At 69.5% G+C, this 26,013-nt stretch carries 26 protein-coding genes and 1 pseudogene; 10 read left to right on the forward strand and 17 right to left on the reverse strand.

The window, feature by feature from the left end:
* Positions 1–235: 235 nt before the first annotated feature.
* The 5 genes from U9978_RS10475 to U9978_RS10495 form a co-directional block, all read right to left on the reverse strand.
* Positions 236–1,981, reverse strand: a complete 1,746-nt coding sequence (locus tag U9978_RS10475; RefSeq protein ID WP_322760892.1) for a PEP-utilizing enzyme — start codon at positions 1,979–1,981, stop codon at positions 236–238.
* Positions 1,982–2,125: 144 nt separating this feature from the next.
* Positions 2,126–2,590, reverse strand: coding sequence for a VOC family protein (locus tag U9978_RS10480; RefSeq protein WP_322760934.1), 465 nt, complete (start codon positions 2,588–2,590; stop codon positions 2,126–2,128).
* 5 nt (positions 2,591–2,595) lie between these two features.
* Positions 2,596–3,507, reverse strand: a complete 912-nt coding sequence (locus tag U9978_RS10485) for an SDR family oxidoreductase (RefSeq protein WP_322760893.1) — start codon at positions 3,505–3,507, stop codon at positions 2,596–2,598.
* Positions 3,508–3,661: 154 nt separating this feature from the next.
* Positions 3,662–4,513, reverse strand: a complete 852-nt coding sequence (locus tag U9978_RS10490) for a sugar phosphate isomerase/epimerase family protein (protein WP_322760894.1) — start codon at positions 4,511–4,513, stop codon at positions 3,662–3,664.
* Positions 4,510–5,031, reverse strand: a complete 522-nt coding sequence (locus tag U9978_RS10495) for a pyridoxamine 5'-phosphate oxidase family protein (protein WP_322760895.1) — start codon at positions 5,029–5,031, stop codon at positions 4,510–4,512. Before U9978_RS10495 ends, U9978_RS10490 begins: the two co-directional genes overlap by 4 nt.
* 96 nt (positions 5,032–5,127) lie before the next feature.
* Between U9978_RS10495 and U9978_RS10500 the strand changes: the two genes are divergently transcribed.
* On the forward strand, positions 5,128–5,598 hold the full coding sequence (locus U9978_RS10500; protein WP_322760896.1) for a nuclear transport factor 2 family protein: 471 nt from the start codon (positions 5,128–5,130) through the stop codon (positions 5,596–5,598).
* Between the two features lie 9 nt (positions 5,599–5,607).
* Here the strand turns inward: U9978_RS10500 and U9978_RS10505 are convergent, their stop codons facing one another.
* The 6 genes from U9978_RS10505 to U9978_RS10530 form a co-directional block, all read right to left on the reverse strand.
* Positions 5,608–6,579, reverse strand: a complete 972-nt coding sequence (locus U9978_RS10505; RefSeq protein ID WP_322760897.1) for a TIGR03621 family F420-dependent LLM class oxidoreductase — start codon at positions 6,577–6,579, stop codon at positions 5,608–5,610.
* A gap of 104 nt (positions 6,580–6,683) precedes the next feature.
* Positions 6,684–7,970, reverse strand: a complete 1,287-nt coding sequence (locus tag U9978_RS10510) for a cytochrome P450 (RefSeq protein WP_322760898.1) — start codon at positions 7,968–7,970, stop codon at positions 6,684–6,686.
* Positions 7,967–8,758 (reverse strand): SDR family oxidoreductase, encoded by a 792-nt coding sequence (locus U9978_RS10515; protein WP_322760899.1) that lies wholly within the window; start codon positions 8,756–8,758, stop codon positions 7,967–7,969. Before U9978_RS10515 ends, U9978_RS10510 begins: the two co-directional genes overlap by 4 nt.
* Complete coding sequence (locus U9978_RS10520; protein ID WP_322760900.1) at positions 8,758–10,614, reverse strand: transketolase; 1,857 nt, start codon at positions 10,612–10,614, stop codon at positions 8,758–8,760. The genes U9978_RS10515 and U9978_RS10520 overlap by 1 nt, the downstream gene beginning before the upstream one ends.
* A complete protein-coding gene (locus U9978_RS10525; RefSeq protein ID WP_322760901.1) occupies positions 10,611–10,967 on the reverse strand; it encodes a putative quinol monooxygenase in 357 nt (118 codons plus the stop codon). Before U9978_RS10525 ends, U9978_RS10520 begins: the two co-directional genes overlap by 4 nt.
* Positions 10,964–12,418, reverse strand: coding sequence for an aldehyde dehydrogenase family protein (locus U9978_RS10530; protein ID WP_322760902.1), 1,455 nt, complete (start codon positions 12,416–12,418; stop codon positions 10,964–10,966). The genes U9978_RS10525 and U9978_RS10530 overlap by 4 nt, the downstream gene beginning before the upstream one ends.
* A 269-nt stretch (positions 12,419–12,687) precedes the next feature.
* Between U9978_RS10530 and U9978_RS10535 the strand changes: the two genes are divergently transcribed.
* The 6 genes from U9978_RS10535 (at position 12,688) to U9978_RS10560 (ending at position 18,481) form a co-directional block, all read left to right on the forward strand.
* A complete protein-coding gene (locus U9978_RS10535; RefSeq protein WP_322760903.1) occupies positions 12,688–13,575 on the forward strand; it encodes a polysaccharide deacetylase family protein in 888 nt (295 codons plus the stop codon).
* A 153-nt stretch (positions 13,576–13,728) separates the two neighbouring features.
* Complete coding sequence (locus U9978_RS10540; protein WP_322760904.1) at positions 13,729–14,820, forward strand: ATP-binding cassette domain-containing protein; 1,092 nt, start codon at positions 13,729–13,731, stop codon at positions 14,818–14,820.
* Positions 14,817–15,629 carry an ABC transporter permease gene (locus U9978_RS10545; protein WP_322760905.1) on the forward strand — a complete coding sequence of 271 codons (813 nt, stop codon included), beginning with the start codon at positions 14,817–14,819 and terminating at the stop codon, positions 15,627–15,629. Before U9978_RS10540 ends, U9978_RS10545 begins: the two co-directional genes overlap by 4 nt.
* Before the next feature lie 180 nt (positions 15,630–15,809).
* Complete coding sequence (locus U9978_RS10550) at positions 15,810–16,934, forward strand: maleylpyruvate isomerase N-terminal domain-containing protein (protein ID WP_322760906.1); 1,125 nt, start codon at positions 15,810–15,812, stop codon at positions 16,932–16,934.
* A 146-nt stretch (positions 16,935–17,080) separates the two neighbouring features.
* Positions 17,081–17,989, forward strand: a complete 909-nt coding sequence (locus tag U9978_RS10555) for an oxygenase MpaB family protein (RefSeq protein WP_322760907.1) — start codon at positions 17,081–17,083, stop codon at positions 17,987–17,989.
* 120 nt (positions 17,990–18,109) lie between these two features.
* Positions 18,110–18,481, forward strand: coding sequence for an RNA-binding S4 domain-containing protein (locus U9978_RS10560; protein ID WP_322760908.1), 372 nt, complete (start codon positions 18,110–18,112; stop codon positions 18,479–18,481).
* Between the two features lie 37 nt (positions 18,482–18,518).
* Here U9978_RS10560 and U9978_RS10565 read toward each other — a convergent pair whose 3' ends face one another.
* The 3 genes from U9978_RS10565 to U9978_RS10575 all read right to left on the reverse strand — a co-directional run bounded on the left by U9978_RS10565 (position 18,519) and on the right by U9978_RS10575 (position 21,186).
* A complete protein-coding gene (locus tag U9978_RS10565; protein ID WP_322760909.1) occupies positions 18,519–18,914 on the reverse strand; it encodes a nuclear transport factor 2 family protein in 396 nt (131 codons plus the stop codon).
* A gap of 209 nt (positions 18,915–19,123) precedes the next feature.
* On the reverse strand, positions 19,124–20,182 hold the full coding sequence (locus U9978_RS10570; RefSeq protein WP_322760910.1) for a phosphotransferase family protein: 1,059 nt from the start codon (positions 20,180–20,182) through the stop codon (positions 19,124–19,126).
* Positions 20,182–21,186, reverse strand: coding sequence for a hypothetical protein (locus U9978_RS10575; protein WP_322760911.1), 1,005 nt, complete (start codon positions 21,184–21,186; stop codon positions 20,182–20,184). The genes U9978_RS10570 and U9978_RS10575 overlap by 1 nt, the downstream gene beginning before the upstream one ends.
* 150 nt (positions 21,187–21,336) lie before the next feature.
* Between U9978_RS10575 and sigK the strand changes: the two genes are divergently transcribed.
* Positions 21,337–21,999, forward strand: a complete 663-nt coding sequence (gene sigK / locus U9978_RS10580) for an ECF RNA polymerase sigma factor SigK (RefSeq protein WP_322760912.1) — start codon at positions 21,337–21,339, stop codon at positions 21,997–21,999.
* A complete protein-coding gene (locus U9978_RS10585) occupies positions 21,996–22,715 on the forward strand; it encodes an anti-sigma factor (protein WP_322760913.1) in 720 nt (239 codons plus the stop codon). Before sigK ends, U9978_RS10585 begins: the two co-directional genes overlap by 4 nt.
* Positions 22,716–22,772: 57 nt before the next feature.
* Here U9978_RS10585 and U9978_RS10590 read toward each other — a convergent pair whose 3' ends face one another.
* On the reverse strand, positions 22,773–23,243 hold the full coding sequence (locus U9978_RS10590; protein WP_322760914.1) for a pyridoxamine 5'-phosphate oxidase family protein: 471 nt from the start codon (positions 23,241–23,243) through the stop codon (positions 22,773–22,775).
* A 312-nt stretch (positions 23,244–23,555) separates the two neighbouring features.
* On the opposite strand from U9978_RS10590, the pseudogene U9978_RS10595 reads away from it, so the two are divergent.
* Positions 23,556–24,394: pseudogene (locus U9978_RS10595) on the forward strand (IS5 family transposase).
* A gap of 35 nt (positions 24,395–24,429) precedes the next feature.
* On the opposite strand, the gene U9978_RS10600 reads toward U9978_RS10595, so the two are convergent.
* Both U9978_RS10600 and U9978_RS10605 read right to left on the reverse strand, forming a co-directional pair.
* A complete protein-coding gene (locus tag U9978_RS10600; protein ID WP_322760915.1) occupies positions 24,430–25,038 on the reverse strand; it encodes a hypothetical protein in 609 nt (202 codons plus the stop codon).
* On the reverse strand, positions 25,035–25,781 hold the full coding sequence (locus U9978_RS10605; RefSeq protein WP_322760916.1) for a hypothetical protein: 747 nt from the start codon (positions 25,779–25,781) through the stop codon (positions 25,035–25,037). Before U9978_RS10605 ends, U9978_RS10600 begins: the two co-directional genes overlap by 4 nt.
* Between the last annotated feature and the right edge of the window lie 232 nt (positions 25,782–26,013).

Below are 26,013 nucleotides of genomic sequence, written 5' to 3' on the forward strand. Positions count from 1 at the left end.
CTTGTCGTCTGCGACCGTGTCCGTCGCCCTGTCGCCCATCGGTGATGGTGTGCGCGAGCGGCACCACCACGAGCCGTGCGACATCAGCCCGGAGCTTCTCCGTCACCGATTCTGTCCACCCAGGGCTGCGGTACATCACCCACTGCGAGTGGTTCAGGAGTACAGACCCGATATGCGGGCGGGTGGACGATGAAACGCGGACGGGTTCGCGGGCGGACAGGCTCGCGGACGGGCGTCAGACCTCGGTGGTGGCCGCGGCGGCCGAGAGCACCGTGACAGTGCCGGCGTTGCCGTCCACCGTCACCTCGACACCGTCGCGCAGCCGCGACGTGCCGTCCCCCACCGAGATGACACACGGTATGCCGAGCTCCCGGCAGACCACGACCGCGTGGCTGTTGAGCCCGCCCACGTCCACCACGGCCGCGCCGGCCACGAGGAACAGCGGCGTCCACGCCGCGTCCGTGATCGGGGAGACGAGGACCTCGCCGGGTTCGAGAGCGTCACACTCGGCCAGATCGGTGACCACCCGAACGCGGCCGGTGTAGGTCCCGTGGCTGCCTCCGACGCCGGTGAACACATCCCCCACGACCGCCGGCTCCGGACGCTCCCGGTCCCGGCGCGGCCAGCTGTCGATATCGGGGTCCTCCGCGACGAAGAACGGCGGCTCCAGCTCGGCGAGCTCGCCGTATTCGACCAGCCGCCGCGCGATGACCTCGGTGAACCGGCCCGGGTCGGCGAGGTAGGCGTCGAGCTCATCCGCGAGCAACATCATGACGTCCTCGGGCCGACCGAAACGGCCGGCCACGACACCGCGGCGCCCGAGCTCACGGATCGCCATCCGAATCTCGTGCAGGGCGGCGACACAGTTGGCCTTGGTGCGTTCCCGCGCGGGCATCCAGACGTCGACGGCCTGCATGCCCACGTCGAACGTGGCCAGCGCCTCGGCGTTGTCAGCGAGCACCGTGCGGATCTCCACCGCAGTCTGCGCCCGGCGAGCGGCGAGCGCCTCGTGGCGCACGGCCGGCGAGTGCGAGTCCGGGCTGTTGCGAAGCCGGTCGACCAGGGTGAGCGCCGCGGTCGAATCCACCTCCCACGGCAGGGAATGGATGTCCCACTCGTTGGGGCCACGATCACCGTAGTCGCCGAGGAACACGGCGAAGGCGTCACGGAACGCGCCGACGTCGCCGGTGGCATCCCCGTCCAGCGCGGCGGCCACTGTGGCCGAGCCCTTGTCGAACAACGCGGCCAGCTCGCCGGACCCCACCACGATGCGCGACAGGTTCCACAACCCCACCGCCGGCGAAGCGGAGTCGATGTCGCCGATGCCGCTGATCAGATCGAGCAGATCGCCACCGCGGCCCACGCTTTCGCACAGCGGTCCGAGGATGCCGGGCCCGAAGCTCGCAGGGAGGGTGGAGACCAGGTGCCGGTAGAAGATGCTCTTCTCGCTCTCGTCGAGCAGCGCCCGGACCCGGACGACCAGCTCGGCGTCGGACAGGGCCGTGAGGTCGGGCCGGTCACGGCGCATCGCCAGCACACGCTCGCGGTCCGCCACAGCATCGGTGAACTCCGTGGCCGCGAGCAACCGTTGCACCGAGGCGCCGGCAGCCGCCGAGCGCTCGGCGTCCACGTGGTCGGGATGGGAAACGTAGGGGGGGATGTCGGGGCGCTGGCCGACGAAGGCCAGGTCGGTCTGCTCCACCGGCATGCCCAGGCGCAGGGAGAACAGCCTCATGTGGGACAGGTTCAGGTAGAAGTAGCTCCCGAAGAGCCCCGCGATCTCGGGCCGGTCGATCGACAGCTCATCCTCGCGGTAGACGCCGATGTCGATGAAGCCCTGCCGCCAGGCCCGCAGCACGTGCACATATGCGAGCGTCCAGCCCAGCGGGCTCGCGGGCTCGGGCAGCGTCTCGCCCGCATTCGCCCTGGTGTAATGGGGCAGCCGCGGGCTGCGCTCCCAGTCTGCGACCCAGCTCTGCACGACGCGTCCCTTCTCACCTGACGCCAGGCGTCAGTACGGACAACCATGTGATGGCCGTCATTGATGTGACGGCCATTACATGGCACTAACTATGTGTTGTCAACAGAAAGTCCGGGAGGCGTGCCCGACTCCCCGCAGCCGGGCTCACCGGGCCTGCCGAAGATCCTCGACCAGCTCGATGACGTTACCCTCGGGATCGGCCCAGAAGGCGATCCGCCGCCCGCTCGCCTCGACCAGCGCCGGGTCCGAGCGCGGGCTCGCTCCCCCGTGGCGCATCCGCTCGGCGACCTCTGCGGCGTCGGTGACGTACAAGGTCAGGTAGGCAAGGCCGCGGCGGGTGGCGATCGGCACGGCAGGTGTGACCGCAGCCGTGTCGGCGGCGGGACGCACCAGCTTGATCCGTTCTCCCCACGGTGTGCGTAGCCAGACCACCGTGGTCGCCCCGCCCAGGCCCAGCTGCGCGTTGAGCTCGGCCGGGACATCGGAACGGTGTACCTCGCTACATCCCAGCGCCTCGGTGTAAAAGCGGACCATACCGGCCAGGTCGGCGACGACGATCCCGACCTCCAACGCCTGGGTCATGACCGCCGAGGGAGCCGATGGCGACATCGCGGTCACAGTCCTCGCCTTCCAGCTTCTCGAATCAGGGGAACACGCTGGGCGAACCGGTGGGAGCCCGCCTGCGCCGCCGGCGGGCTGCCGGTGGTCAGGCCGCCGTCGACGGCGATCGTCTGGCCGCTGATGTACCCGGACTCCTCCCCGAGCAGCCAGACCGCGGCGGCGGCGATGTCCTCGGGCAGGCAGGCCCGGCCGGCCAGCGGAGACTTCTGCGCGAGAGTCTCGCGGGTCTGGGCGAGCTGGTCGGGATCAGGAGTCTCCTCGCCCGAACCCAGGGTGTGGAGGGTGGCGACCAGGGGAGTCGCGACCCGACCGGGAGCGATCGCGTTCACCCGGATGCCGTACGCGCCCAGTTCGGCGGCGGCGTTGCGGGTCAGCCCGACCACCGCCGTCTTCGCCGCGGCGTAGGCGTGCGGCCCCAACCCGCCCATGACTCCGGCGACGCTGGACGTGCTGACGATCGCGCCCCGCCCCGCGGGCTTCATCACCCGCGCCGCGTGCTTCATGCCCAGGAAGACCGACCGCAGCAGGACGGCGATGGTGAAGTCCCACTCCTGCACCGGGGTCCTCTCCAGCGGTCCGACAGCGCCGACGATGCCCGCGTTGTTGAACATGCCGTCGAGACGGCCCCAGCGCGCCACGGCCGCGTCGACCGCACCGGCCACGTCCGGCTCCGCAGTGACGTCACAGTGCAGATACATCGCCACGTCACCCCGATACCGCTCCCCGAGCTCCCGCGCGAGCGCATCACCCCGGTCGTCCTGGATGTCGGCTATCGCGACCCGGCCACCGCGCTCGACGAGCAGCCGGGCGGTGGCCTCGCCGATACCGCTGGCACCGCCGGTGACGACCGTGACGGACGCCCCGCCATCAGCACCGGACGGTGCGCTGACAGAACCGTTAGCCAATTCGCCAACCTCCTAAACGGCCAACGGAGGTGCGATCATGATCCTCCGCACCGCCGGAGGCCCAGGTTCCCGGACCGCGCATCCTGGGTCACCCATCACAGCCAAGAAACTATAGATTGTCAACAGTAAGTAACAAATAATCAACAATGGACGATCAAGCCGGGGTGGGCTGATCGCGGCCCCGCAACAGTGATCGCAGCCCGCCGGCGAGTAACGGTAGGACCTGTTCGGGCGGCTCCTCCCGCAGCCGAGACGAGATGACCTCGACCGACAAGCCCGCTTCCGGGCAATGGCGGGCTGCGGCCGCGAGCAGGCCAGTCAGGTCGAACTCGCCGTCACCCAGTGGCCGCCGGTTGGCCAGGCAGTCGGCCAACAAGTCGTCGTCCTCGGCCACCAACGGTCCGTCGGACAGCTGCAGCCGCACGACGGATGGCCACAGGCTGCCGTTAAGATCGTTTATGGTCTGGCCGCCACGGTAGACATGCCAGACATCCACACAGACCCCGCCATTGGGACGACCGGCGGTGCGCACCAACGACGCCGCTGTGGCCGCGTCGGGCAGATTGGTGAACGGCAGGAACTCGATCCCGACCACGACTCCCCCGCCCACGCCCATCGCCCGGTCACAGAGCGCAGCAAACCGGGCCACCGCGTCGTCCCAACCACCGTCGTAGGAACCGATGGCCCCGACGTAGGGAATCCGCAGTCGTTCCGCGACCGTCCAACAGAGGTCCTCGGCCGCATCCGGCCGCACGCCGAACGGGCGCAACGTCTCCAGCTCCCCGGCCATGACGCCGGACTCGCCGAGCAGGTCCTCCAGTTCGGCCAGGTCGTGCCCGTCCGCGAGCCAACCGCGCAGCCAGCTCAGGCTCAGGCCGATGGAGGTGAAACCGGCGGCACGCGCCACCCGGACCCGCCGCCGCAGCTCCACCGGCGGCAGTGAATGAAAAGACAGCGTCACGCCGTCAAGATCGTCCGGCGCGGGTGCGTCCAGGCCCGCGCTCACCCGGTGGCCAGGTCGTCGGGTGCCGCCTGCGGTGCGCTGGCCCACATCTTCGCCCCGTCGAAGCCGGTACGCCGCTGCGGGACGACCTCGATGATCACCCGGGCCGTCGAATCGAGCAACCGGGCGAACTCCGCCTGCTTGGCCGGCTCACCGGGCCGCATGGCCGCGGCGAACTCCGGCAGAAACCAGTCCTTGGTCGCACGGTCGTCGTGGACGACGGCCAACCCCCGCCAGGTCAGCGAGCGTCGCTGCGGGATGCCGGAGCCCTTGCTACTCACCACGACGGAAACCCGGTTGTCACGGCGCATCGCTGCGACCCGCGGCCGCCAGTCCGTGGCCGTCACCCAGAAACGACCCCGGCGGAAAATGTAGTTGACCACCGCGCCGAGGGGATGCCCCGTCGCGTTCACCCAGACCACGGTGCACTCCGTCTGTTGCGCGAGCAGCTCCGCCTCGCCGTCGTCGTCGAGCGTGAAAGCGGAGAGATCTTCCCAGCCCCGTACCGGCGGCGTCACCATCGGCGTCCTCGCTTTCATCGGAAAAGATCTTATCTGGATGGACTTTCTGTATTCACCCATGACAAACTATGCCGACCGGCGGTACGGTCGGGCACCATGACAACAGGCCCCGCACCAGCAGCGCTCGCCCGACAGATCACCGAACTCGCCGACCGGGTCGCCATCCTCGACGTGGTGGCGGCCTATGCCACCGCCCTGGACACCAGGACCTGGGCAGCCCTGGACAGCCTGTTCACCGACGACGCGGTGTGCACCTATGGCGGGTCCGTCGGCGACCTGACCGGCCAGAACGCAATCATCAAATCGCTGCGGTCCGTGCTCGAACCGCTGGACGCCACCCAGCATCAGGTCACCAACTCGGTGGTGCGGGTGCACGGCGACACCGCCGAGCACACCGCCTACGTCCACGCCCAGCACGTGCGGCACGACGCGCCCGACGGCGAGCTCTACACCATCGCCGCGCGCTATGACGACCAGCTGCGCCGCACGCCCGAGGGCTGGCGCTTCGCCCGCCGGGAGCTCACCCGCATCTGGACCGACGGTAACCGTGGCGTTCTGCACCCGTGAGTCCGTTTCTCAGCAACCGGTCAGCCGTGCGACCACGGGCGCAAAAGCGTCGAGCACCCGGTCGCCGACGGTGATATAGGAGAAGCCGTACTCCTCGCGCCGTCGCTCAAGCTGGTCGCAGATCTCGTCCACCGAACCCACCAACGCGTGCGGGAACGCGCGTAGACCCGCCGCGTCCAGGCCGGTCTGGGCCGACAATTCGGCCTCGGTCGTTCCCGCCGCACCCTCGATCGCGACGAAGTAGGCCGCGGTCTCCAGCTCGATGTCGTCGAACCGCTCTCCCGCGCCCTGGCGGACCCAGGCCAGCTTGCGGTGGGTCTGCTCCGGCCCGGAACCCGCGATGCTGGCCGGTCCGATGACCCCGGACCGGTTGTCGAAGTTGATGCTGACGATGTCGGCGCGCTCGCCGGCCAGGCGCAGCACCCGCGGCGAGCCGCCGCCGACCATGAGCGGCGGCCGCAGCTTCGGGACGGGTAGCGGGGCGAAGCCCGCTGCCCGCACCTGGCCACCGTCCACGGCGACATCCTTGCCGGCGAACCACATGTCGAGCAGTTCCAGCACCTCGGCCAGGAGGTCGACCCGGTGCGCCCCGCTGTCGAAGGGCACCCCCATCGCGACGTACTCGGCCTCCAGCCAGCCGGCGCCCAGGCCGGCCTCGATCCGACCCTCGGCCAGGACCGCGAGCGTCGCGATCTCCTTGGCCAGCACCACCGGCTGGTGGTAACCCACGCAGAACATGCGACAGCCGATCCGCAGCACGGAGCTGACCTCGGCGGCCACGGCCATGGCCGGCACCGGCGCGAGCGTCACCGGCCGATGACCGGTGGGATCCATCGCCGGCCCGGCCCCGATGTAGTGGTCGCAGACGTGCAGGGCCGAATAGCCCAACTCCTCGACCCGGCGGACCGTGTCCTTCCATTCCCGGGCATCAGCCGCCCGGTAGCTCTGGGCAGCGAAACGGAACGGACGTCGGGTCGACATGCGGACCCCCTCCTCGAGAACATGGTCAAGCCACGAAGTTTCTTTACATCACATACAGATAATGGGCACGATAGCGGGACGAGGACACCTGTACCAGGAGACGGTCACTGCGCGGCATCCCGCAGGGTGTGGCGGCGGCGCACGATCACGGGCAACGAGTCCAGGCCCCGCACCATGAAACTCGGGGTGTAACTGAGGTGCCCGGGGTTGACCACAGCAAGAGAGTCGACGTGTTCCGCGAGTACCTGCAGGGCCGTCACGCCCTCGATGCGGGCAAGCCCGGCGCCCACGCACATGTGCGGGCCCTGGCCGAAAGCCAGATGGGCCCGTGCGCCCGGACGGTCGGGATCGAAACCGTCGGGATCGACGAAAGCCAGCAGGTCCCGGTTGGCGGAGGCGAAGGACACCACCAGGCGGGATCCGGCGGGAATGTCGACACCGCCGAGCCGGACGTTCCGGGTGACGCGGCGGTAGGCAACCTGGGTCGGGGTCGACCACCGCAACGCCTCCTCCACGATCGCGCCCGCCCGCTGCGGGTCGGCCCGCAGCCGATCCCACTCCCCCGGGTGCCGGTCCAGCAGGTACACCGCTGCCGCGATCAGCCGACCGGTCGTCTCGTTCCCGGCGACCAGCAGCTCACGTACCAACGTGAGCAGGTTCGCCAGCTCGATCGGCTCCTCGCCGGGTCCGACGTCGTCGGCGGCGACCACCAGCTGCGACAGCAGTCCCTCCCCCGGCTCCTCGCGGCACCGGTCGACCTCGGCGGCGATCGCCTGTTGGTAGTCGAGGAGGTCCTCCTCGGTACTGATCCAGCCTGCCGCGTCCGGCCGGGCACCGATCGTCGCCGTGGCCGCGAGCGTCCACCGTCGGACATCGCCACGGCGTGAGTCAGCCAGCCCCAGCACCCGACAGATCGCCCAGGCCGGCAGCGGCTCCGCGAATGCGGCGTAGAAGTCGACCTGCTCACCGTCGGGTAACGCAGCGGCAAGATTATCGGCGGTCTGGCGGACCAGCGGCTCCATCCAGGCCAGCGCCCGCGGGGTGAACGCCTTGTTGACGAGCTTGCGCAACTGGGTGTGCCGGGGCGGATCATTGGTCCCGAGCGCCGGAACGTAGGGCCAGCCGCGGGCGCGGATCGCGGCCACCTCCTCGGCGACCTCCGGCGGCGGCGGTGCATGCTTGCTCAGGCCCGCGGAGGAGAAGGTCTGCGTGTCACGCAGGACCTCGCGGACGAGTTCGGCGCTGGCAACGACGTACCAGCCGTTGCCCGGCGCGAAGCAGACCGGTGCCTGCTCCCGCATCCGGGCGTACCAGTCCTCCGGCGCCGCGAGGAATTGCGGGCTGGACAGGTCAAGCCCGGGAAACGGACACGACCGGGCGTCGATGGTCATCTGCTGTCTCCATCTCGGGTGGACCGAGCAAGCCGGAAGAAGTGGCCGCCCGCGACCGTGTAGCCACCGTCGACAGCGAGAACCTCGCCGGTCACATAGCTTGCGCGCGGCGAGAGCAGGAACACCACGGCCTCGGCGATGTCGTCGACCGTGCCGAGCCGGCGCAGCGGCAGCACCGCCGCCCGCCGCATCCGCGCGTTCTCGTCGCCGTAGTGGACGTCGGACCCCGGGGTCGGGGTCGTGCCGGGCGCCACCGCGTTACAGCGGATACCCAGCGGCCCGAGCTCCACCGCGAGTGCCCGGGTCAGCCCTTCCAGCGCGGCCTTGGACGCGCTGTACAGCCCGGTCCCGGGCGGGTGGTAACGGGCAGTGACCGAGGAGAGGTTCACAATGCTGCCGCCGCCCTGGGCCGCCATGATCGGCGCCAGCGTCTGGGAGACCAGCAACGGCGCGACGACGTTGACGTCGAGGACTCTGCGCGCGTCCGCGGCCCTGGTGTCCGCCAGCGCGCCTTCGATGACGAGGGCGGCGTTGTTCACCAGCATCGTGCAGTCCGGCGCGGCCTGCACCAGGCATGCGACCGCGTCCGCATCGGTGACGTCGAGCACGACCGCGCGGGCGCCGAGATCATCGGCGACACGGTGCAGCGACTCGGCCGCGAGGTCGACGAGCACCAACGTGTGGCCGTCGTGGGCGAGGCGGTGGGCCAACGCGCGTCCGATGCCCTGGGCCGCTCCGGTCACGACGACCGTGCCCGGCGTCTGGTTGTCGCTGTTGTCTGCCGACATCAGCTCACCGTCTGTTCCGCGGCGGCCAGGGAGGCCACGACCGCGGCTGCGATGCCGGCGGCGTCCAGCCCTGCCCATGCGGTGAGCGCCGCGGCCGGCCCGGACGTGGGGACCTCGGGTACAGCGAGGATCCGCAGCGGGGTCGCCGATCCCGCCGTGGCCAGGACGTCAGCCACGGCGCTACCCAGACCGCCTTCGCGGTAGTGGTCCTCGACGGTGACCACCAACCGGGTTTCGCTCGCGGCGCGGGTAAGGGTCGCGGCGTCGATCGGTTTGATCGAATAGCAGTCGACGACCCTGGCCGCCACACCGGTGCGCGCCAGGATGTCCCGGGCCGCGAGCGCCGCGTGCACGGTCACTCCGGACCCGACAAGGGTGACCGCGTCAGCCGGACCCGCGGCGAGAACCTTGCTGCCACCGATCGGGAAGACCTCACCGGGAGCGTAGATCACAGGTGTGCCACCCCGCGTCGTCCGCAGGTAGGTGAAGCCGGCGATGTCCGCAGCCGCCGCGACAAGTGCTGCGGTCTGATTGGCGTCGCAGGGCTGGAGCACGGTGGAGCCGGCCACCGCGCGAAAGCACGCGATGTCCTCCAGACCCATCCCCGACGGGCCGGACTCGCCTACCGACAGCCCCGCGTGCGAGCCGCACAGCCGTACCGCGGTCCGGCCGATGGCGGCCATCCGGGCGAACTCGAACGCGCGGGTTGTGAAGGCCGCGAAGGTCGACGCGAACGGGGTGAAGCCGCGGGCCGCGAATCCCACGGCCGCCGCAAGCATCTGCTGCTCGGCGATGAACATCTCGAAATAGCGGTCGGGATGCGCCACGGCGAACAGTTCGGCGTAGGTGGAGTTGTTGGTCTCCGCGTCCAGCACGACGATGTCGTCGCGGGCATCACCAAGGGCGACAAGAGTCTGACCATAGGCGAGCCTGGTGGGCACGACCGAGCCGGGTTCGTAGCGCGGCAGCGTCGGAGCCCCGATCCGCCGCGTGACCCGGGTCACCGCGCCGGGCGGCGGGGGCACGATCCGCGCGTTCGGGGAGTTCCCGAGCAGCGTGAGTGCGGCGTCGGGGTCGGCCAACGGACGGCCGTGATAACCGTTCGCGCCGGCGACGGATCCCAGGCCGTGGCCCTTCTCCGTACGCGCGAGTATCGCCACCGGGCGGCCGTCGGGCGACAACGCCTCACCAAACGCCTGGTCAAGCGCTGCCAGATCATGACCGTCGACCTCGACGGCCCGCCAGCCGAACGCCTCGGCGCGCCGTGCATACACCGCAGTGTCGCCGTCGACCATGGTCGGGCCGCGCTGGCCCAACCGGTTGGCGTCGACGATGACGACGAGATTGTCAAGCCGGTAGTGAGCGGCGTGCTCGAACGCCTCCCATACCGAGCCCTCGGCCAGCTCGCTGTCCCCGCACAGGACGAACACCCGCGCCGGGCTCGCCTCAAGGCGGGCCAGCGCCAGCGCCAGTCCGACGCCTGCGGCGACACCCTGGCCCAGCGAGCCGGTCGCGACGTCCACCCAGGGCAGGACCGGCCGCGGGTGCCCCTCCAGGCGGCTACCGGGCTGGCCGTAGGTCAGCAGCTCGTCGTCGTCTATCGCCCCCATCGCCTTCAGCCAGGCGTAGAGCAGCGTGGACGCGTGGCCCTTCGACAGGATGAACCGGTCGTTGCCCGGGTGGGCGGGATCGGTGACGTCGTACCGAAAACGGGAGCTGAGCACGGCCATCACGTCCGCGGCCGACGCGCCGGAGGTCGGATGCCCGGCACCGGCGCGGGCGGTGGCACGGACGAGATCGATACGCAGTTGACGGGCGAGCTCGGCCAGGTCGGGCAGAACCTCGACGGTGGTCACTGCACCCCTCCTTTGCTCGGCGCACCTGTGTCGGGTAGCCCGAAGGTGGCGTCGGGAACGAGAACGGTGATCTCACGTTCGGCCACGAGCCGCTCCATGTCGTCCTTGAAGCTCTCCATCGCGGAACTGCGCCGGTGACGCAGCCACGCCTGCTCGTTGCGGTACCGCTCGAACAGGACGTATGAACCCGGCCGGTCGCGTACGGCATGCAGGGCGAACAGGACGGTCTCGGGCTCGTTGCGGGCGAACTCGACCAGGGCCCGGAGCGCCGCGCCGAGCGCGGCCTCACATCCCGGGTGCGCCCGTACCACGCCGAGAACCCCAACCCCATGCTGTAACTCGCCGTCGGTCATGCCACGGCCGGTCCCGACGCACGGCCGGCATCCTCCGGCAGCTGTAGCGACATCAGCTCGAAGTACTCCGCCAAGCCATGTTCGCCCAGCTCACGTCCGACACCGGAGCGCCGGAAGCCGCCGAACGGGGCGCGCACGTTGAACCGGCCGCCGTTGATCGCGACCTGGCCGGTGCGCAACCGGCGCGCCACCGCAACCGCGGCGGCGTCGTCCGCGGCGAACACCGCACCGGACAGGCCGTAGTCGGAGTCGTTGGCGACGGTGACAGCCTCGTCGACGTCCGCGACCGGGATGACCGCGAGCACCGGGCCGAAGATCTCTTCGCGGGCGAGGACGGCGTCGTTGCCGAGGCGGCTCACCACGGTGGGACGCACGAAGTACCCGCGGTCGAGTCCGGGCACGGGGCCTGGACCGCCGACGAGCACGGTGCCCTCGTGCGCGGCCTTATCCAGGTAGGACGCGATCGAACGCGCCTGCGCGGCCGAGGCGACCGGCCCGATCGTGGTGGCCGGGTCCAGCGGGTTGCCCACCACGTGCGCCCCGACCAGAGCGACCAGGCGCTCCTCCACCTCGTCAAGCAGTTCGCGTGGGACCAGCAGCCGGGTCGTCGCCGAGCAGGTCTGGCCGTTGTTGACGAAGCAGCCGCGCACGGCGCTGTCCACCGCGCGGTCGAGGTCGGCGTCCGGGCAGAGGATGAAGGCGGACTTGCCGCCGAGTTCCAGGGTCAGCCGCTTGATACCGGGCGCGGCGAGCTGGGCGACCCGGGCGCCCGCGGCGCTCGACCCGGTCAGGCTGACCAGGTCGACCTCGGGATGACTGACGAGGGTCTCCCCGGCCACAGCCCCACGGCCCGTCACGATGTTCAGGACACCGGCGGGCAGACCGATCTCGTGGGCGATGTCCGCGAGCACGAACGCGGCCAGCGGCGCAACGCTACTCGGCTTGACCACCACGGTGCATCCGGCCGCGAGTGCCGGCGCGACCTTGGCGGTCAGCTGGTACAGCGGGTAGTTCCACGGCGTGATCGCACCGACCACTCCGGCGGCGAGCCGCAGCACGATCGACGACCCGATCCGCTCCTGGGCGGGCAGCCGTTCGGCGGCGTCCGCGATCGAGCGGATGACCGACACGCCAAGGCCGACCTGGACCCGCTCGGAGGTGACCAGCGGCGTGCCGACCTCACGGCTCATCAGCGTCGCCAGCTGCCCGCCGCGTGCGTCCAGCCCGTCGGCGAGCGCCCGCAGCAGCGTGATTCGGGACTCGATCGGGCTCGTCGACCAGGCCGGGAAGGCCGCCCGGGCGGCGGTGACGGCGGCGGCGACATCGTCAGCCTCGCCCGCCGGCACCACGCCGATGGTCTCCTCGGTCGCAGCCTCGACGACCTCGATCGTCCCGTCACCGCTCGGTGCCCGCCAGCGGCCGTCGATGTAGAGCCCGGTCCTTCGGTCCATGCGCCGGTCCATGCGCTCCTCCGGGAACGTGGCCTGACTTTATTGAGTCGAAATCAATAAAGTATGGGACGCACGTCACAATAGCAGCAGCCTCGCGCCAGCCGCACTACTTACTTGAGATGGCCTTCAGCGGGGGCAAGGGACCCCGCGTCGGGCCACGGCCGACCAGCCGACCAGCCGACCAGCGATGATGAAGTCTTCGTCTCGCCGCGGCACGGGGAACGCCGGCGGTACTACACCCTCTTCGAACTGCTTGTACCGTTCCGGCCATGGATCGCCGGACACTGTTCACCCTGCTGGCCGTCGGCGCGGCGCAGGCCCTGACCAGCTGCTCGGCCGACCCTGCGAGACCGGAACCCAGCGCTGCCGGCGGGCCGCGTCCCATTTCGGAACCGGTACCCGCACCCGCACCCGCATCCGCATCCGCATCCGCACCCGGGCGGACCATCGAGGTTCAGACCACCGCGCCGCAGGCCGGAGCAGCAACCCAGCGGGCACTCCCGCCGATCCCGGCGGCCCGGCCCGGCAGCCCGTCGGTGGTATTCGGCGCACCCGCACCGACCCGACGCATCGCGATCACAATTGACGACGGCTATTCGCCGGAGACCGTGGCCGGCTACGTGGAGTTCGCCCGGCGGTCCGGCATTCCAATCACGTTCGCGCCCAACGGCGCCTATCGGGCGATCTGGGATCGCCACGCCGACGTGCTGCGTCCGCTGATCGAAGCCGGCCAGGTCCAGATCGCGAACCACACCTGGACCCACCTGAACCTGCTCGGTCGCCCGGACGACGCGATCCGCGCGGACATCGACAAAAACGAGGACTGGATCGAGCGGACCTTCGGCATCGCCTCCCGTCCCTGGTTCCGACCGCCCTACGGTGCACACAACGGACATGTCAACGCCCTGGTGGGCGAACTCGGCTTCACCAGGATCCTGTTGTGGAACGGCAGCTTCGGCGACTCGACATTGATCAGCCCCGAACAGCTCATGGACCTGGCCCGCCGCTACCTGCAACCAGGAACGATCATGATCGGTCACGCCAACCACCAGACGATCCTCGGGTTGTTCGACCAGATCCAGCAGCTCATCGCCGACCGCAAGCTGGAACCGGTGACCCTGGACACCATGTTCCAGACGTCCCGGGCCGTCGGCTGAACCGCTCGGCCGCCGACTCTGTGACCCCGCTCGGTGGCCTGCTCTGCGGCGGTTTCGGCTCGATGGCCCACGACGGCTCCCGGCCCGGTGGAGACAACGGGCCGGGAGCCGTCGACGATAAGGCTGCCACCGGACGAGGAGAGTGGGAGGACGATGACAACGCCGATGATCGAAGTACGCGCGGTCACCAAGCGATTCGGGTCCATCGACGCACTGGCAGGCGTCGACCTGACGGCCGACGCCGGTACGGTCCTCGGGCTGCTCGGCCCCAACGGCGCCGGGAAGACCACCCTGGTGCGGATCCTGGCGACACTGCTTCGACCGGACGGCGGCCTGGCGACGATCGCCGGCTACGACGTCGTGCGGGATGCGCAGCGGCTGCGGTCCATGATCGGGCTAGCCGGCCAGTACGCCGCCGTGGACGAGATGCTCACCGGGCGGGAGAACCTCGAACTGGTCGGGCTGCTCTACCACGTCGGAAAGGCCGAACGGCGCCGACGGGCGCAGGAGGTACTGGAGCGTTTCTCGCTCACCGAGGCCGCCGACCGCCAGGTGAAGACCTACTCGGGCGGGATGCGACGACGTCTCGACCTCGGCGCGAGCCTCGTCGGACACCCGTCCGTACTGATCCTGGACGAACCCACCACCGGCCTGGACCCGCGGACCCGCAACGAGCTGTGGACGCTCATCGAATATCTGGTCACCGACGGCACCACCGTCGTCCTGACGACCCAGTACCTCGAGGAGGCCGAACGCCTCGCGCACCGGATCGTCGTCATCGACCGGGGCCGGGTGGTCGCCGCCGGTACCGCCGACGAGCTCAAGTCCCGCGCCGGCGGCGCCGTGCTCGAAGCCCGGGTCGTCGACCCCGCCGACCTCGGACGGGTCGCGGCTCTCCTGGCGGACCTCGGCGACGGTCCGCCCCAGCTGGACGCCGAGCGACGCCGGGTCGCCGTCCCGACGGGCGGCGGGGCCAAGGTCCTGCTGGCCGCGGGACGCCGTCTCGACGACGGCGGTGTCGCCCTGGACGATCTCGGGATCAGGCGTCCATCCCTCGACGACGTCTTCCTCTCGCTGACCGGCCACGCCGCGACCGAGCCGACCGATGAGGGGTCCGCCGCTCGGTCCGCGACCACGGTCGGCGCGGCCGGTCAGGCAGAAACGGTCGGCGCGGCCGATCAGGCAGAAACGGCTCCGCCAGCTCCGATAGCCGCGATCTCCGGAACCCCGCGGAGGAGCGCATGAACGTCGTCACGCTCGACCAACCGGCGGCGCGCACGGCGTCGCTCAGCCCGACCGTCGCCCTGGGCGACATCGCCGGGATCGCCCGGCGCAATCTGGTCCGGCTCGTGCGCACGCCCCAGCTGCTCCTCATCTCCAGCGCCCAGCCACTGTTGATCCTGCTGCTGTTCCGCTATGTCCTCGGTGGCGCCATTGCCGTCCCCGGCGGTGTCTATGTCAACTACATCGTCCCGGCCATATTCGTGGAGGCATCGCTCATCGGCGGCGCGGCGACCTCGGTCGGGCTGGCCGAAGACCTCAAGAGCGGGATCATCGACCGGTTCCGTGCCCTGCCGATGGCCCGCTCGGCCGTACTCGCCGGACGGACCGTCGCCGATCTGTGCCGCGCCGTCGTGGTACTGCCGATTATGATCGCGGTCGGGCTCCTGATCGGGTTCCGCTTCAACAACTCCGCCGCCGCGATCATCGCCGGGCTCGGGCTCGTGCTGTTGTTCGGTTACGCCATGTCGTGGGTGTTCGCATCCATCGGCCTCGCCGTGAAGGATCCCGAGACGGCGCAGGTCGCCTCGATCCTGCCGTTCTTCCTGATGGTGTTCCCGAGTTCGGCGTTCGTGCCGGTGAGCACCATGCCCGGCTGGCTGCAGGGTTACGCGACGGTGCAGCCGACCAACGTCACGATCAACGCCGTGCGGGCACTCATGGAGGGCGGCCCCGCGCTCCACTGGGCGTGGCAGTCGGTGGTCTGGTCGGTGGGCATCGCTGCGGTGTTCGCACCGCTTGCCGTGCATCAGTACCGCAACCTGACCTCATGATCGTTTAAACGATCACAGGTCCCCGATGTCCGGATGTCACACGGCTGGCTTTCGGCGGCGGCGGGACCTACCGTTAGTGGCCAGGGGACTTCGCCTCCGGCGATGCGCCAGAACCACGATCGCATCGCCTTTGGCCCTCCAGGTAACGGTCGAGGTCGGTACACGGGAGGGCGCGGGCAGGTGAGCGCAGGCGGTGGGCACGTGACCGACCTGCTCGGGGCGTGGGCGCTCGACGCCTGCGACGCCGAGGAGGCCGCGGCGGTGACGGCGCATGTCCACTGCTGCGCGGCGTGTGCGCAGGAGGCGACGACGCTGCGCCGGGCCGCGGTGGCACTCGCCACGCTCACCGGCCGGGCGGTAGCCGACACCGCCGACACCGCCGACACTGACACTGCGGACGCCTACGCCGAGTCGCCACCGCCGATCGCCCAGGTCCTGACCGCGGCGCTGGCGCGGCGCCGGCCGGCGCCGTCGGTACCCGCCTTTGCCGCGCCGTTCGCGGCGGCGGCGGGTCTGTTCGAGTCCGCGCTCGCCGAACTCGACGGCGCTGCCCGGGCTGCGCCGAGCCCGGTGCTCGGCTGGACCATCGGCGACCTGGTCACTCACGTCGCCGCCACCGACGGCCTGCTCGCCGCCGCGATCGGGATCCCCGCGGATCCGCCGGTGGATCATCGTCAGGACGTCGTCGCCCACAGCGAGGCGCTGATCGCCCATGCCCGCACCCGACCAGCGGAATATGCCCGCGCGTTGTGGCGCGACGGTATCGACGCGATCGCTGCCCGGCTGCGTGCCGAGCCGGACCTCGCCGGCCGGTCCATCCAGGTCGGTGGCATCGGGCTGTCCGTGGCCGACCAGCTCACCGCCCGGGCCTTCGAGACCTGGATCCACGCCCGCGACATCGCCCACGCCGTGCGCCTGCGTCTGCCCGACCCGGTCGCCCACGACCTGCACGTCATGTCCGACCTTGCCGCGCGGCTGCTCGACGGGCTGTCCACCCTCGACATCCCAGGGGCGTGCGAGCCACCGACCGGTGACGTCGAGCTGACGCTCACCGGGCCGGGTGGAGGGTCCTGGCTGGTGCACGTCGGCGCCACCGACGACCGTGCCGAGGGTGCCGCGCATGCCGGCGGCGCTGAGGGTGCCGCGCGAACACCGTCCGCAGCCGAGATCACCCTTGACACGGTGGAATTCTGCCTGCTCGTCGGCGACCGTAGAAGGATCGACGACCTCGACGTCGTCATCACCGGGGACGATCTGCTCGGCCGCAGGCTGCTTGCGCTCGCCCCGGCGTTGTCCGGCCCGTGACCAGCCGTCCGCCTCGCGATGCACGCACCCCAGCCCCACTCCTTGATCCACGCCCCTAGCCTCGGGCGCTCTCAACGATGTGAATCCACTGCTACTGGAGCAGCATCAGATTCACATCCTCTTTCGGCCCCATGGGAGGAGCCCGGATGAAGCGCTTCGACTGGCTGCACCGCATCGAACAGCTCGACCCGACGACGGACTTCCTCGAGATCTACCGGATCAGCTTCACGCACGAATTCCCCTGGGACTACAACCAGTCACTGTCATTCGCGTTGTTCCGCACCTACGCCGTTCCATCCATCGGGAGCCTGCTCGCCGGTACGGGCGAACTCACCGAACGCGTCCAGAAGCGCTACGACGACACGTCACTCATCCTCGACGCGGTTCTGGAACACGGCTTCACCGGCCCGGGGGGACGCACCGCGATCCGCCGCATGAACCAGATGCACGGCGCCTACCCGATCGCCAACGACGATTTCGTGTACGTGCTGTCCACGTTCGTCGTCGTCCCGATCCGGTGGATCGACCGGTTCGGCTGGCGGCGCCTGAGCGAGACGGAGAAGGTCGCGAACGCCCACTACTACCGCGAACTCGGGCGGCACATGGGGATGACGGCAATCCCGGCGACCTACCAGGAGTTCGCCGCCTATCTCGACGCCTACGAAGCCGAACACTTCGCCCCCGACCCGGGCGGGCGCGCCGTCGCCGACGCCACGCTCAGGCTGTTCACCACGTTCCCACCCACCCAACACGCACCCGCCGCGCTGATCAGACGGTTCGCGCTGGGGCTGATGGACGACGCGTTGCGCGCCGCGTTGGGCTACCCGCGGATATCCCGGGCCGAACAGGCCGCGTGCGCCGCGGCGGTGCGGCTGCGCGGGCGGGTGGTGCGGTTCCTGCCGCCACGCGCCGAACCGCTGTACACCCGCCAGCGAGCCAACATCCGCAGCTACCCCGACGGCTACGAGATCGCCGAGCTCGGCACCTTCCCGCGCGGCTGCCCGGTGGCGCGCCCCGCACCGGATGACGCCGCACCGCCGGTCACGGCGGCCTGACCCCCGCCGCCGTCTACGGCCGGGAGAATCAGCGTCCGCCATAGCTGTGCAGCGACGCCCGATACCGCAACACAGCGCCCGGGTACCGCAACGTCGCCGCCGGATTCGTAGAGTCGTGGTATGGCGTCGCAGGAACTGACCGCGCGGGTCGACAGTTGGATCTGGGCTGTGCGGCTGCTCGCGACGCGGTCGCAGGCGACCGCCGTCTGCCGTGCCGGGCACGTCCATCTCAACGGTGAACGTGTCAAGGCGGCCCACGCGGTGCGCGTCGGGGACACGGTTCGGGTACGCCATGACGGGCACGAGCGGATCGTCGTCGTCACCCGCATCCTCAGCAAACGGACCAGCGCCACTGTCGCCGGGGAATGCTTCATCGATCAGAGCCCACCGCCGACGCGCGAGGCTACCGCTTCGGTGGCTGTCCGCGACCGGGGCACGGGGCGCCCGACCAAACACGACCGACGCGCCATGGAACGCCTGCGTAACCACTGAAGACGCCAGCCTCGTCGCGCGAAGCGACAAACACAGGTCAGCTCGCGAGCAGGCGGTTCACCTCGGCGGTGTCGTAGAACTCCTCGAACCGGATGGCCTTACCGTCGACCACGGTCCAGGAGTGTACGAACCGGATTGTGCCGATCGTGCCACCGGGAGCGCGCATGTGGTGGGTGCCAAGCACGACGAGCCGATCGCCGGACTCCACGAATTCCTGCGGCTCAAGGCGCAGCTCGGCGAAAACGGCCTGCAGCTGGCCGAAGAACGCGCCGATCTCGGCGTGCCCCTTGCGGGTGCCGCCGATGCCGTGGGCCTTCATGCCCTCCGGAGTAGTCCACTCGAGGTCGGGCGCGAACGCTGCGAAGACCGCGGCGACGTCACCCCGCCCGAACGCCTCGTACGCACCGTTGATGACGTCAGTGTTGCTGGGCATGTGCCTTCTCCCCCTTGGATGGTTACAAAGCGTTTGGACGGTGCACCCCCGACCGGCAGGGCTCCGGCCGACCAGGCTCCGAGCTCGGCTGGCCAAGCGTGCTCGCGAGGGTGGTTCGTCGCGACCCGCAGGCATGGATGACCCGCACGGACATCAAAACATGTGAGCGTCGTCACATGTCAATAGATCAATCGGACGAATTCGGCCCCTCAGGCGGTAGACGCCCGCAGATGGATGTCGGCCAGTTCCGTCAGGTCGATCACCCGGCGGTCGAGATGGGCGAAGTCGACCGGGCTACCGGCCAGACTCGCGGACTCGTAGCGGCGTTTGACGCCCTCGGCGATCACCGCCATCCGCCAGTAGGCGAAGGCTCGGTAGTACGCCACGTCCGCCAGGTCGAACCCGGTGCGCTCGGCATACCGGTCGATGATCGCCGTGCGGTCCGGGAATCCGGCCGCGCGGGTCGGCGGCGTCTGCATCCACACCGGCGGCGTTGCGTCCGCCGGTAGCTCCCAGCTGTTGAGCAGCACGCCGATGTCGGCCAGAACGTCACCGACGCTCGCGAGCTCCCAGTCGAGGACCGCCACCACGCGCCCGTCGGAACCGAGCATCACGTTGCCGAAACGGAAGTCGGTGTGCACCAGACCGGTCCGGGACCGCTGCGGGCGGCTCCGCCCGAGGCGGTCGGCCAGCTCCGTCACGACCGGCAGGTCGCGGGTTCGAACGCGGTCCCAGACTCGCAACCACCCGTGCAACGCTCGCGCGATGAAATCCCCTCGCGGCGACAGGTCGCCCAGACCCACGGCGGTGACGTCGACCCCGTGCAGGTCGGCGAGGGTGTCAACAAGCTCCCATGCGGCCCGCTGCCGCGTGGACGGATCGGGCATGATCCGTTCGACGTCGTCCGGTGTCGCCACGACGTGCCCGTCGACCCAGGTCATGACGACGAACGGCGCGCCGGTGATCTCAGCGTCATCGCACACGGCGAGGACCCGCGGCACCGGTATGGCGCTCGGCCCGAGCGCGGAGAGAACCCGGGCCTCCCGGATGACGTCGTGGGCGCCCGGTGGGTAGGCGCCCAGCGGAGGCCTACGCAGCGCGAAGCTCCGGCCACCCGAGTCCGTCACCCGGTAGATGATGTTCGAGTGGCCACCTCCGACGACCACGTCGAACCGAAGTGGTCCCGCGGCAGTGGGGACATGCTCGCCAAACCACTCCTCGACTGCCCGCGCGGCCAGACCCGGGGTTTCCCGCGACCCGTCCGGCATCAGTCGGCCAATCCGACGGGCACGCCCGCCTGGAGCAGGTCATGGTACTCGCAGTGTCCGACACCGACGCGCCCGTCCGGCCACGTCCACATGGTCGGTGACTTGACGATGCGCAGGATGCTCTCGACGCCGTCCGCTGCGGTTCGCCGGTGCCGAGCGGGCAGCCATGCCGCCGGCTGCCCGCTCGCGGACCACTCCCGGCCGGCAGCGAAGATCCGTACCGACACCGACCGCAGCTCATGGTGGGGTGCACCGGCGTAGGCGTTGTGCATCTCGAAGTCGTCGACGACCGCGAACTCACCGCCCACCCAGACATGTCCGCTACGGGTGCTCCTGGTCGGGCCGACAGCGCGAAGCAGCATGAACCCGGTGTCGTCGTCCAGGGAACAGATGAGCCAACGCATGTAGATCTTCGCCTGCCAGTTACGCGGGCCCCACGAGTGGTCCTTGCCGCCCCGGCCGTCGAGCTGCCACATCATGTCGCCGACGCGGACCGTCCCGGTGATGTGAGCAAGATGCTGGTAGTGGAAGTCGGCCTGACCGGGCAAAAAGATCTTCTCGATGTGCTCCTGATCGGATCCCATCACCGCGGCCAGGCCCTGCGTGGACGTCACGAGGTCCAGTTCGCACTCGATCCGTGGGCACTGTGCGTACGCCCGTCTGGGGTCGGTGAGCAGCCACGGGTCGTCCAGCAGCAGAGCCTCGCCCGCGACGCGCACCCGCCCGGCTACGTATGGTTCGCCGACCGACCACTCCTGGCCGCCCGCTGCGAGACCGTTGGCACCGATGGGCGCGCGGGTGAAGGCGAAGGCGACCCGGCCGTCGGGCAGGTAGACGCACGCGGACACCTCGGCATGCCCCTCGTTCGGCCGCATCCCCAGCCGCAGCCAGCCGCCGACCCGCGCGGTGGCGTCGTAGAAGTCGACGTAGCGGCTCTCGCTCCACGTCGGGTCCGAGCCCGGAGTGTGCAGGTAAGCATCCGCCAGCTCCAGCCGCGCTCCCACGTGATGATCTCCTCGCCGAAGCCGACCCAATACGGATCAATGAGTTAGATGTTACCGCGATGACACTGCCAGCGGCACAATGCGAAGAACACGATCACACGTTCGGAGCGCGATCCGGAAAGCTCCGAACAGCACCGGAAACGGGTGTCGATGCGAGCCGACGAGAATCCACGCCGTGTGCTGCGCCTCGCGCCAGCCATCGGACCGCATAGCGGGCCGGGCAGTGCGCCCGATGCCGCGCCGCGCACCGGGTCCGATGCCACAGGACGCGCGGACGACCTCCTCCAACGCGCCGGCCGCGGTGACGCCGATGCGTTCGCCACCCTCTACGACCTGCTCGCCCCGCGGGTCCTGGGGCTCGTCCGGCGGGTGCTGCGCGACCCCGCGCAGTCCGAAGAAGTGACCCAGGATGTGTTCGTCGAGGTGTGGCGGACCGCCGCCCGCTTCGATCCGGCCAAGGGCAGCGCCTCGACCTGGGTCTGCACCTTCGCGCACCGCCGGGCCGTCGATCGCGTCCGCTCGGTACAAGCGTCGACCGACCGTGAACGCAGGGTTGCCCTGCTCGACTATCGGGACGACGACGGCGTCGATGACGTGGTCGAACAGGTCGAGGCGAGACTCGAGCGTGAGCGTGTTCGCCGCTGTCTGGACCGCCTCACCGGCATCCAACGGGAATCGATCACACTGGCCTATTACCGCGGATACACCTACCGTGAGGTTGCCGAGTACCTGAAAGTCCCGGTGGGAACGGTGAAGACGAGGATGCGCGACGGCTTGATCCGGCTGCGTGACTGCCTGGGGGTTGGACGATGACTCCCCCGGACGTCCACGCGCTGACCGGTGCATACGCCCTCGACGCAGTGGACGCCGGCGAGCGGGCACAGGTCGAGGCGCACCTCGCCGGATGCGAGTTCTGCGCCGAGGAGGTGGCCGGGCTGCGGGCGACCGCCGCAGCCCTGACCGAGGCTGACGCACTGGAACCGCCCGCGTCGCTACGGTCGGCGGTGCTCGGGCGAATCGCGACCACCCCGCAGCTCCCGGCGCAGGCCGACAGGTCCCAAAAGAGGCAAGGCCGCCCGCGCTGGCTGCGTCCGGTAACCGCGGCCGCCGCGGCGGCGGTGGTCGCCGTCACCGCGGCCGGCCTGACGGTGGCCGATCAGCACCGGCGTCTGGACGACGAGCGCCAACGCGCCGACCGCCTGAGCGCGCTCGCGTCCGTGGCGCTGTCACGCTCGGCGGGCATGCCGCTGGACGGCGGCGGGAGCCTGGCCGTGGTGGCCGTGGCCGACAGCGCGCTGGTCTCGGCGCGGGACCTGCCTGCGCTCCCCGGCGGGCGGGTCTACCAGTTCTGGTTCGTCGGCGCGGACGGGGTGCGCTCCGCCGGCACCGCCGACGGCCGCGCGGTCGCGGTGGACCGCCTGCTCACCGGGGCCGGGGCAGCCCGCGCCATCGCGGTCACCGCGGAGCCGGCCGGCGGTTCCGCGCAGCCGACCACACGCACGCTGGTCAACGCCCCCATCCGCGCCTGAATCTCAGTAGGGGCCTGACTCTCGGTAGGCACCCGACCGCCAGTAGGCGCCCGACCGTCAGTAGGCGCCGTCGAGGCGACGGTGATCCCAGGACAGGACACGGTCGGGCTCGACGAGCACGGCGGTCCGCTTCGCGACGACGCGCTCGGCCATCGTGTCGGTCGTGATGGCCCGGCCCGCGGCAGCGATCCGCGTGAGTACCGCGTCCATCATCGGACGGATCTCCTCGGGATCATCGATGAGCCGCGCCCGACCGTAGACCAAGACGCCCTGGACCGAACCGTAGTTCTCGCCCAGGTCCTCCACCAGGCAGGTGACCCGGCTGTCACGGCGCAGGTTCACTATCTTCTGGGCCTTCGCGTACGAACTGAACACGATCCGGCCATCCATCAGCCCGTAACTGACCGTCGCCAGATGCGGGATGCCATGCGGCCCGTTGCTGCCGATCACAGCGCTCCAGTGGCCATGCAGGAAGTCGTCGATCTCCTGCGGGCTCATGCGGATCTGGTCACCGCGGGTCCGGCTCATGGTCGCGACGCTATCGCCACCGACCGGGTCAGCGCCGCCAGTACCTCGTCGCCCGGTCAAGACCCTTAGAGGGCGTTTACGTAGCCCTGGTAACGATACGTCGCCTATAGGACCGGCGGCTTTTGATACTATTCGCGATGCTGGACCATATTCACGCACCCCGGGGGCGACGATCGGGGCACATGTTTAGTCCGCATATGCGGCCCGGATTCCGTCTGATATAGCGAGGGGACGAAAACTCCCTTCCGGCTGAGCCACGTCCCGGCCCTCTGGCGGGTTTAGGGCCAGGCAGGCCAGGTAGGAGCGTCTGTCATGAGCCCGCGTAAGCCGTACCCCAGCGATCTATCCGATGACCGGTGGGCGCTGATCGCTCCGACCCTGCACGCCTGGCGGCAGGCCCGGCTCGACCGCCGGCCCACCGGCCAGCCCGCCCAGGTCGACCTCCGCGACGTGTTCGACGCAATCCTGTACGTCAACCGGACCGGCATTCCGTGGAAATACCTGCCCCACGAATTCCCCCGCACGGCACCGTCTACTTTTACTATGCGGCCTGGCGGGACGCGGGTGTTTTCGCCCGCCTTAACTACGACCTGACCAGCCTGGCCCGCGTCACGCAGGGTCGCAAGCCCGACCGGACCGCATGCATCCTCGACACCCAGAACGTCAAGACCTCCACCGACGTTCCCCAGGCCAGCCAAGGCATCGACGCCGGCAAGAAGATCGTCGGACGGAAACGGGGCATCGTCACCGACACCCTCGGCCTGCTGCTCGCCGTGACCGTCACCGCCGCACACCTGTCGGACAACACCCTCGGAATACACCTGCTCGACCAGGCCAAGAAAATATACCGGACACTCTCGAAAACCTGGATCGACACCGGCTTCAAAAATACCGTGGTCGAACACGGAGCCGCCCGTGGCATCGATGTCGAAGTCGTCCCCAGAAAAACCAGAACCCGCGGCTTTCACGTCGTGAAACGGCGCTGGATCATCGAACGGACCTTGGGCTGGCTCATGCTCCACCGCCGCTTGGCCCGCGACTACGAGACTTTGCCCGTCAGCTCCGAATCAATGATCCATATCGCTATGATCGACAACGTTGCCAAGCGCATAACGGACGAGACGACACCAATCTGGCGAGGAACGTATTAGGATATAAGACGCGATTAACTCATATCAAACGCCCTCTAAGAGCGGGGCGCCAACCGGGCGAGGCCGAAGATATCGGCGAGGTCCTCCTGGGTGGCGCTCGTCTCGGTGAGCATACGGCGGGCCTTGGGTCGCCCCCCGGCGGTGGGGTAGATCAGCATGGTCTCGCCGATGCCTGCGAGCTGGCCGAGTAGGTCGCGTACCGACAGGTGCAGCCCGGCCTGCTCGGCTTGGCGGCGCATGAGGTGGGCGACCTGCAGTGCGAGCACGCAGGTGAAGGTGTGGACGCGGATGGTGTGGTCGGTCCAGTGGTACATAGGACTGAACGAGACGGTATAGGAGTCTTTGAGCTGGCGGAAACCGAACTCGGCCTCGGATTGGGAACGGTAGGCGGCCACCACCTCGGCCACCGGCCAGTCGTCGCGGTCGGTGACCAGCACCCGCTTGCCGAACACCTCGGTCTCGAGGGCGGCGCGGGCGCCGCCCTCGACGGCCCAGGTGAGCCGGTGCTCCGGCGGGGTGTTGCCGGGCAGAATGGTGGTCAGGTGGGCGAAGTTATCGGTGGAGTTCTGTCCGGCATCGAAGACCACGGTGACGTCGGCTGTGGGGGTGCCGTGGGCGGCGGCGAGCGCGGTGTGGCGGGTCACCAGCTCGTCGACCAAGGTGGTAACTGGGTGACGTCGGGCCGGTTGCCGGGGTAGGTGTGGGAGACCAGAGGGATCCCGCCGTCGCGGGTGACCACCAGGCCCAGGCCTACGATGCGCAGGTCATAGCGTTTCTGTTTGGCCCTGCCTCGCTGGGCCAGGGACGCCTTGGTGTTGGTGCTGTCGATGGAGGTGGCGAAGTTGGTCATGTCGAGGGCCACCGCGGAAATGTCGATCTCGTAGGTGTCGGCCAGCCGCAGCGCGAGCCAGCGTTCGACCGTCGCCAGGTCGGCCTGGGTGACCGCGTGCATGGCGTCCCAGAACCGGCGGTGGTCGAGCACCCGAGTAGGGATCTTTGTGAACCGGTCGGCGGCGGTGGTGGCCCACCAGTCGGCGAACGCCGCCTTCGAGCACGGCGCGACGATGCGGTTGAGTGCGGCCAGCGCCAGGTAGGTGCCCACGCTGGCCCCGGCATCCGAGCGCTGTGCCCCGACGACCTCGTCGACCGTGCCGGCGACGTCCAGGCGGGTCAGCACGCCCCACACCGCGACCACGTCGCCGAAGGCGAGGTGGCGAGTCCGCTCCAGAAGGGAAGCTGCCTCCCGGGCTTCCACGGCCGCGGCGATGTCCGCGGCCGCGGCCAGGTAGCGTTCGCTGACCATCTTCGGCTTGCCGTCGATGCGGGCCATCTCCCGCAGGTAGTAGTAGGTACTCCCGTTGACCTTCTTGGGGTAGAGGCTGGCCACCTTTAGGTCATACACAATGAGGGCCAAATTGTCGATCGAGGGCGCACCTATCGGCCTAGGTCGGACGGGGTAAGGCGACGCGCCAGCCAGCCCAATGAACACACAAGATCGAATTAACTAGACAACTCCGGCTTGAGCTCGCGGCAGGCGGCATCGCCGTTTCCGATGCTATCCACATCGCGCTTGCGAACACCTTCCAGCTCTCGACAACCATAAGATAGTCAATTATCTC

The sequence above is a fragment of the Protofrankia sp. Cr2 genome, assembly GCF_963555885.1.
Classification (GTDB): domain Bacteria; phylum Actinomycetota; class Actinomycetes; order Frankiales; family Frankiaceae; genus Protofrankia.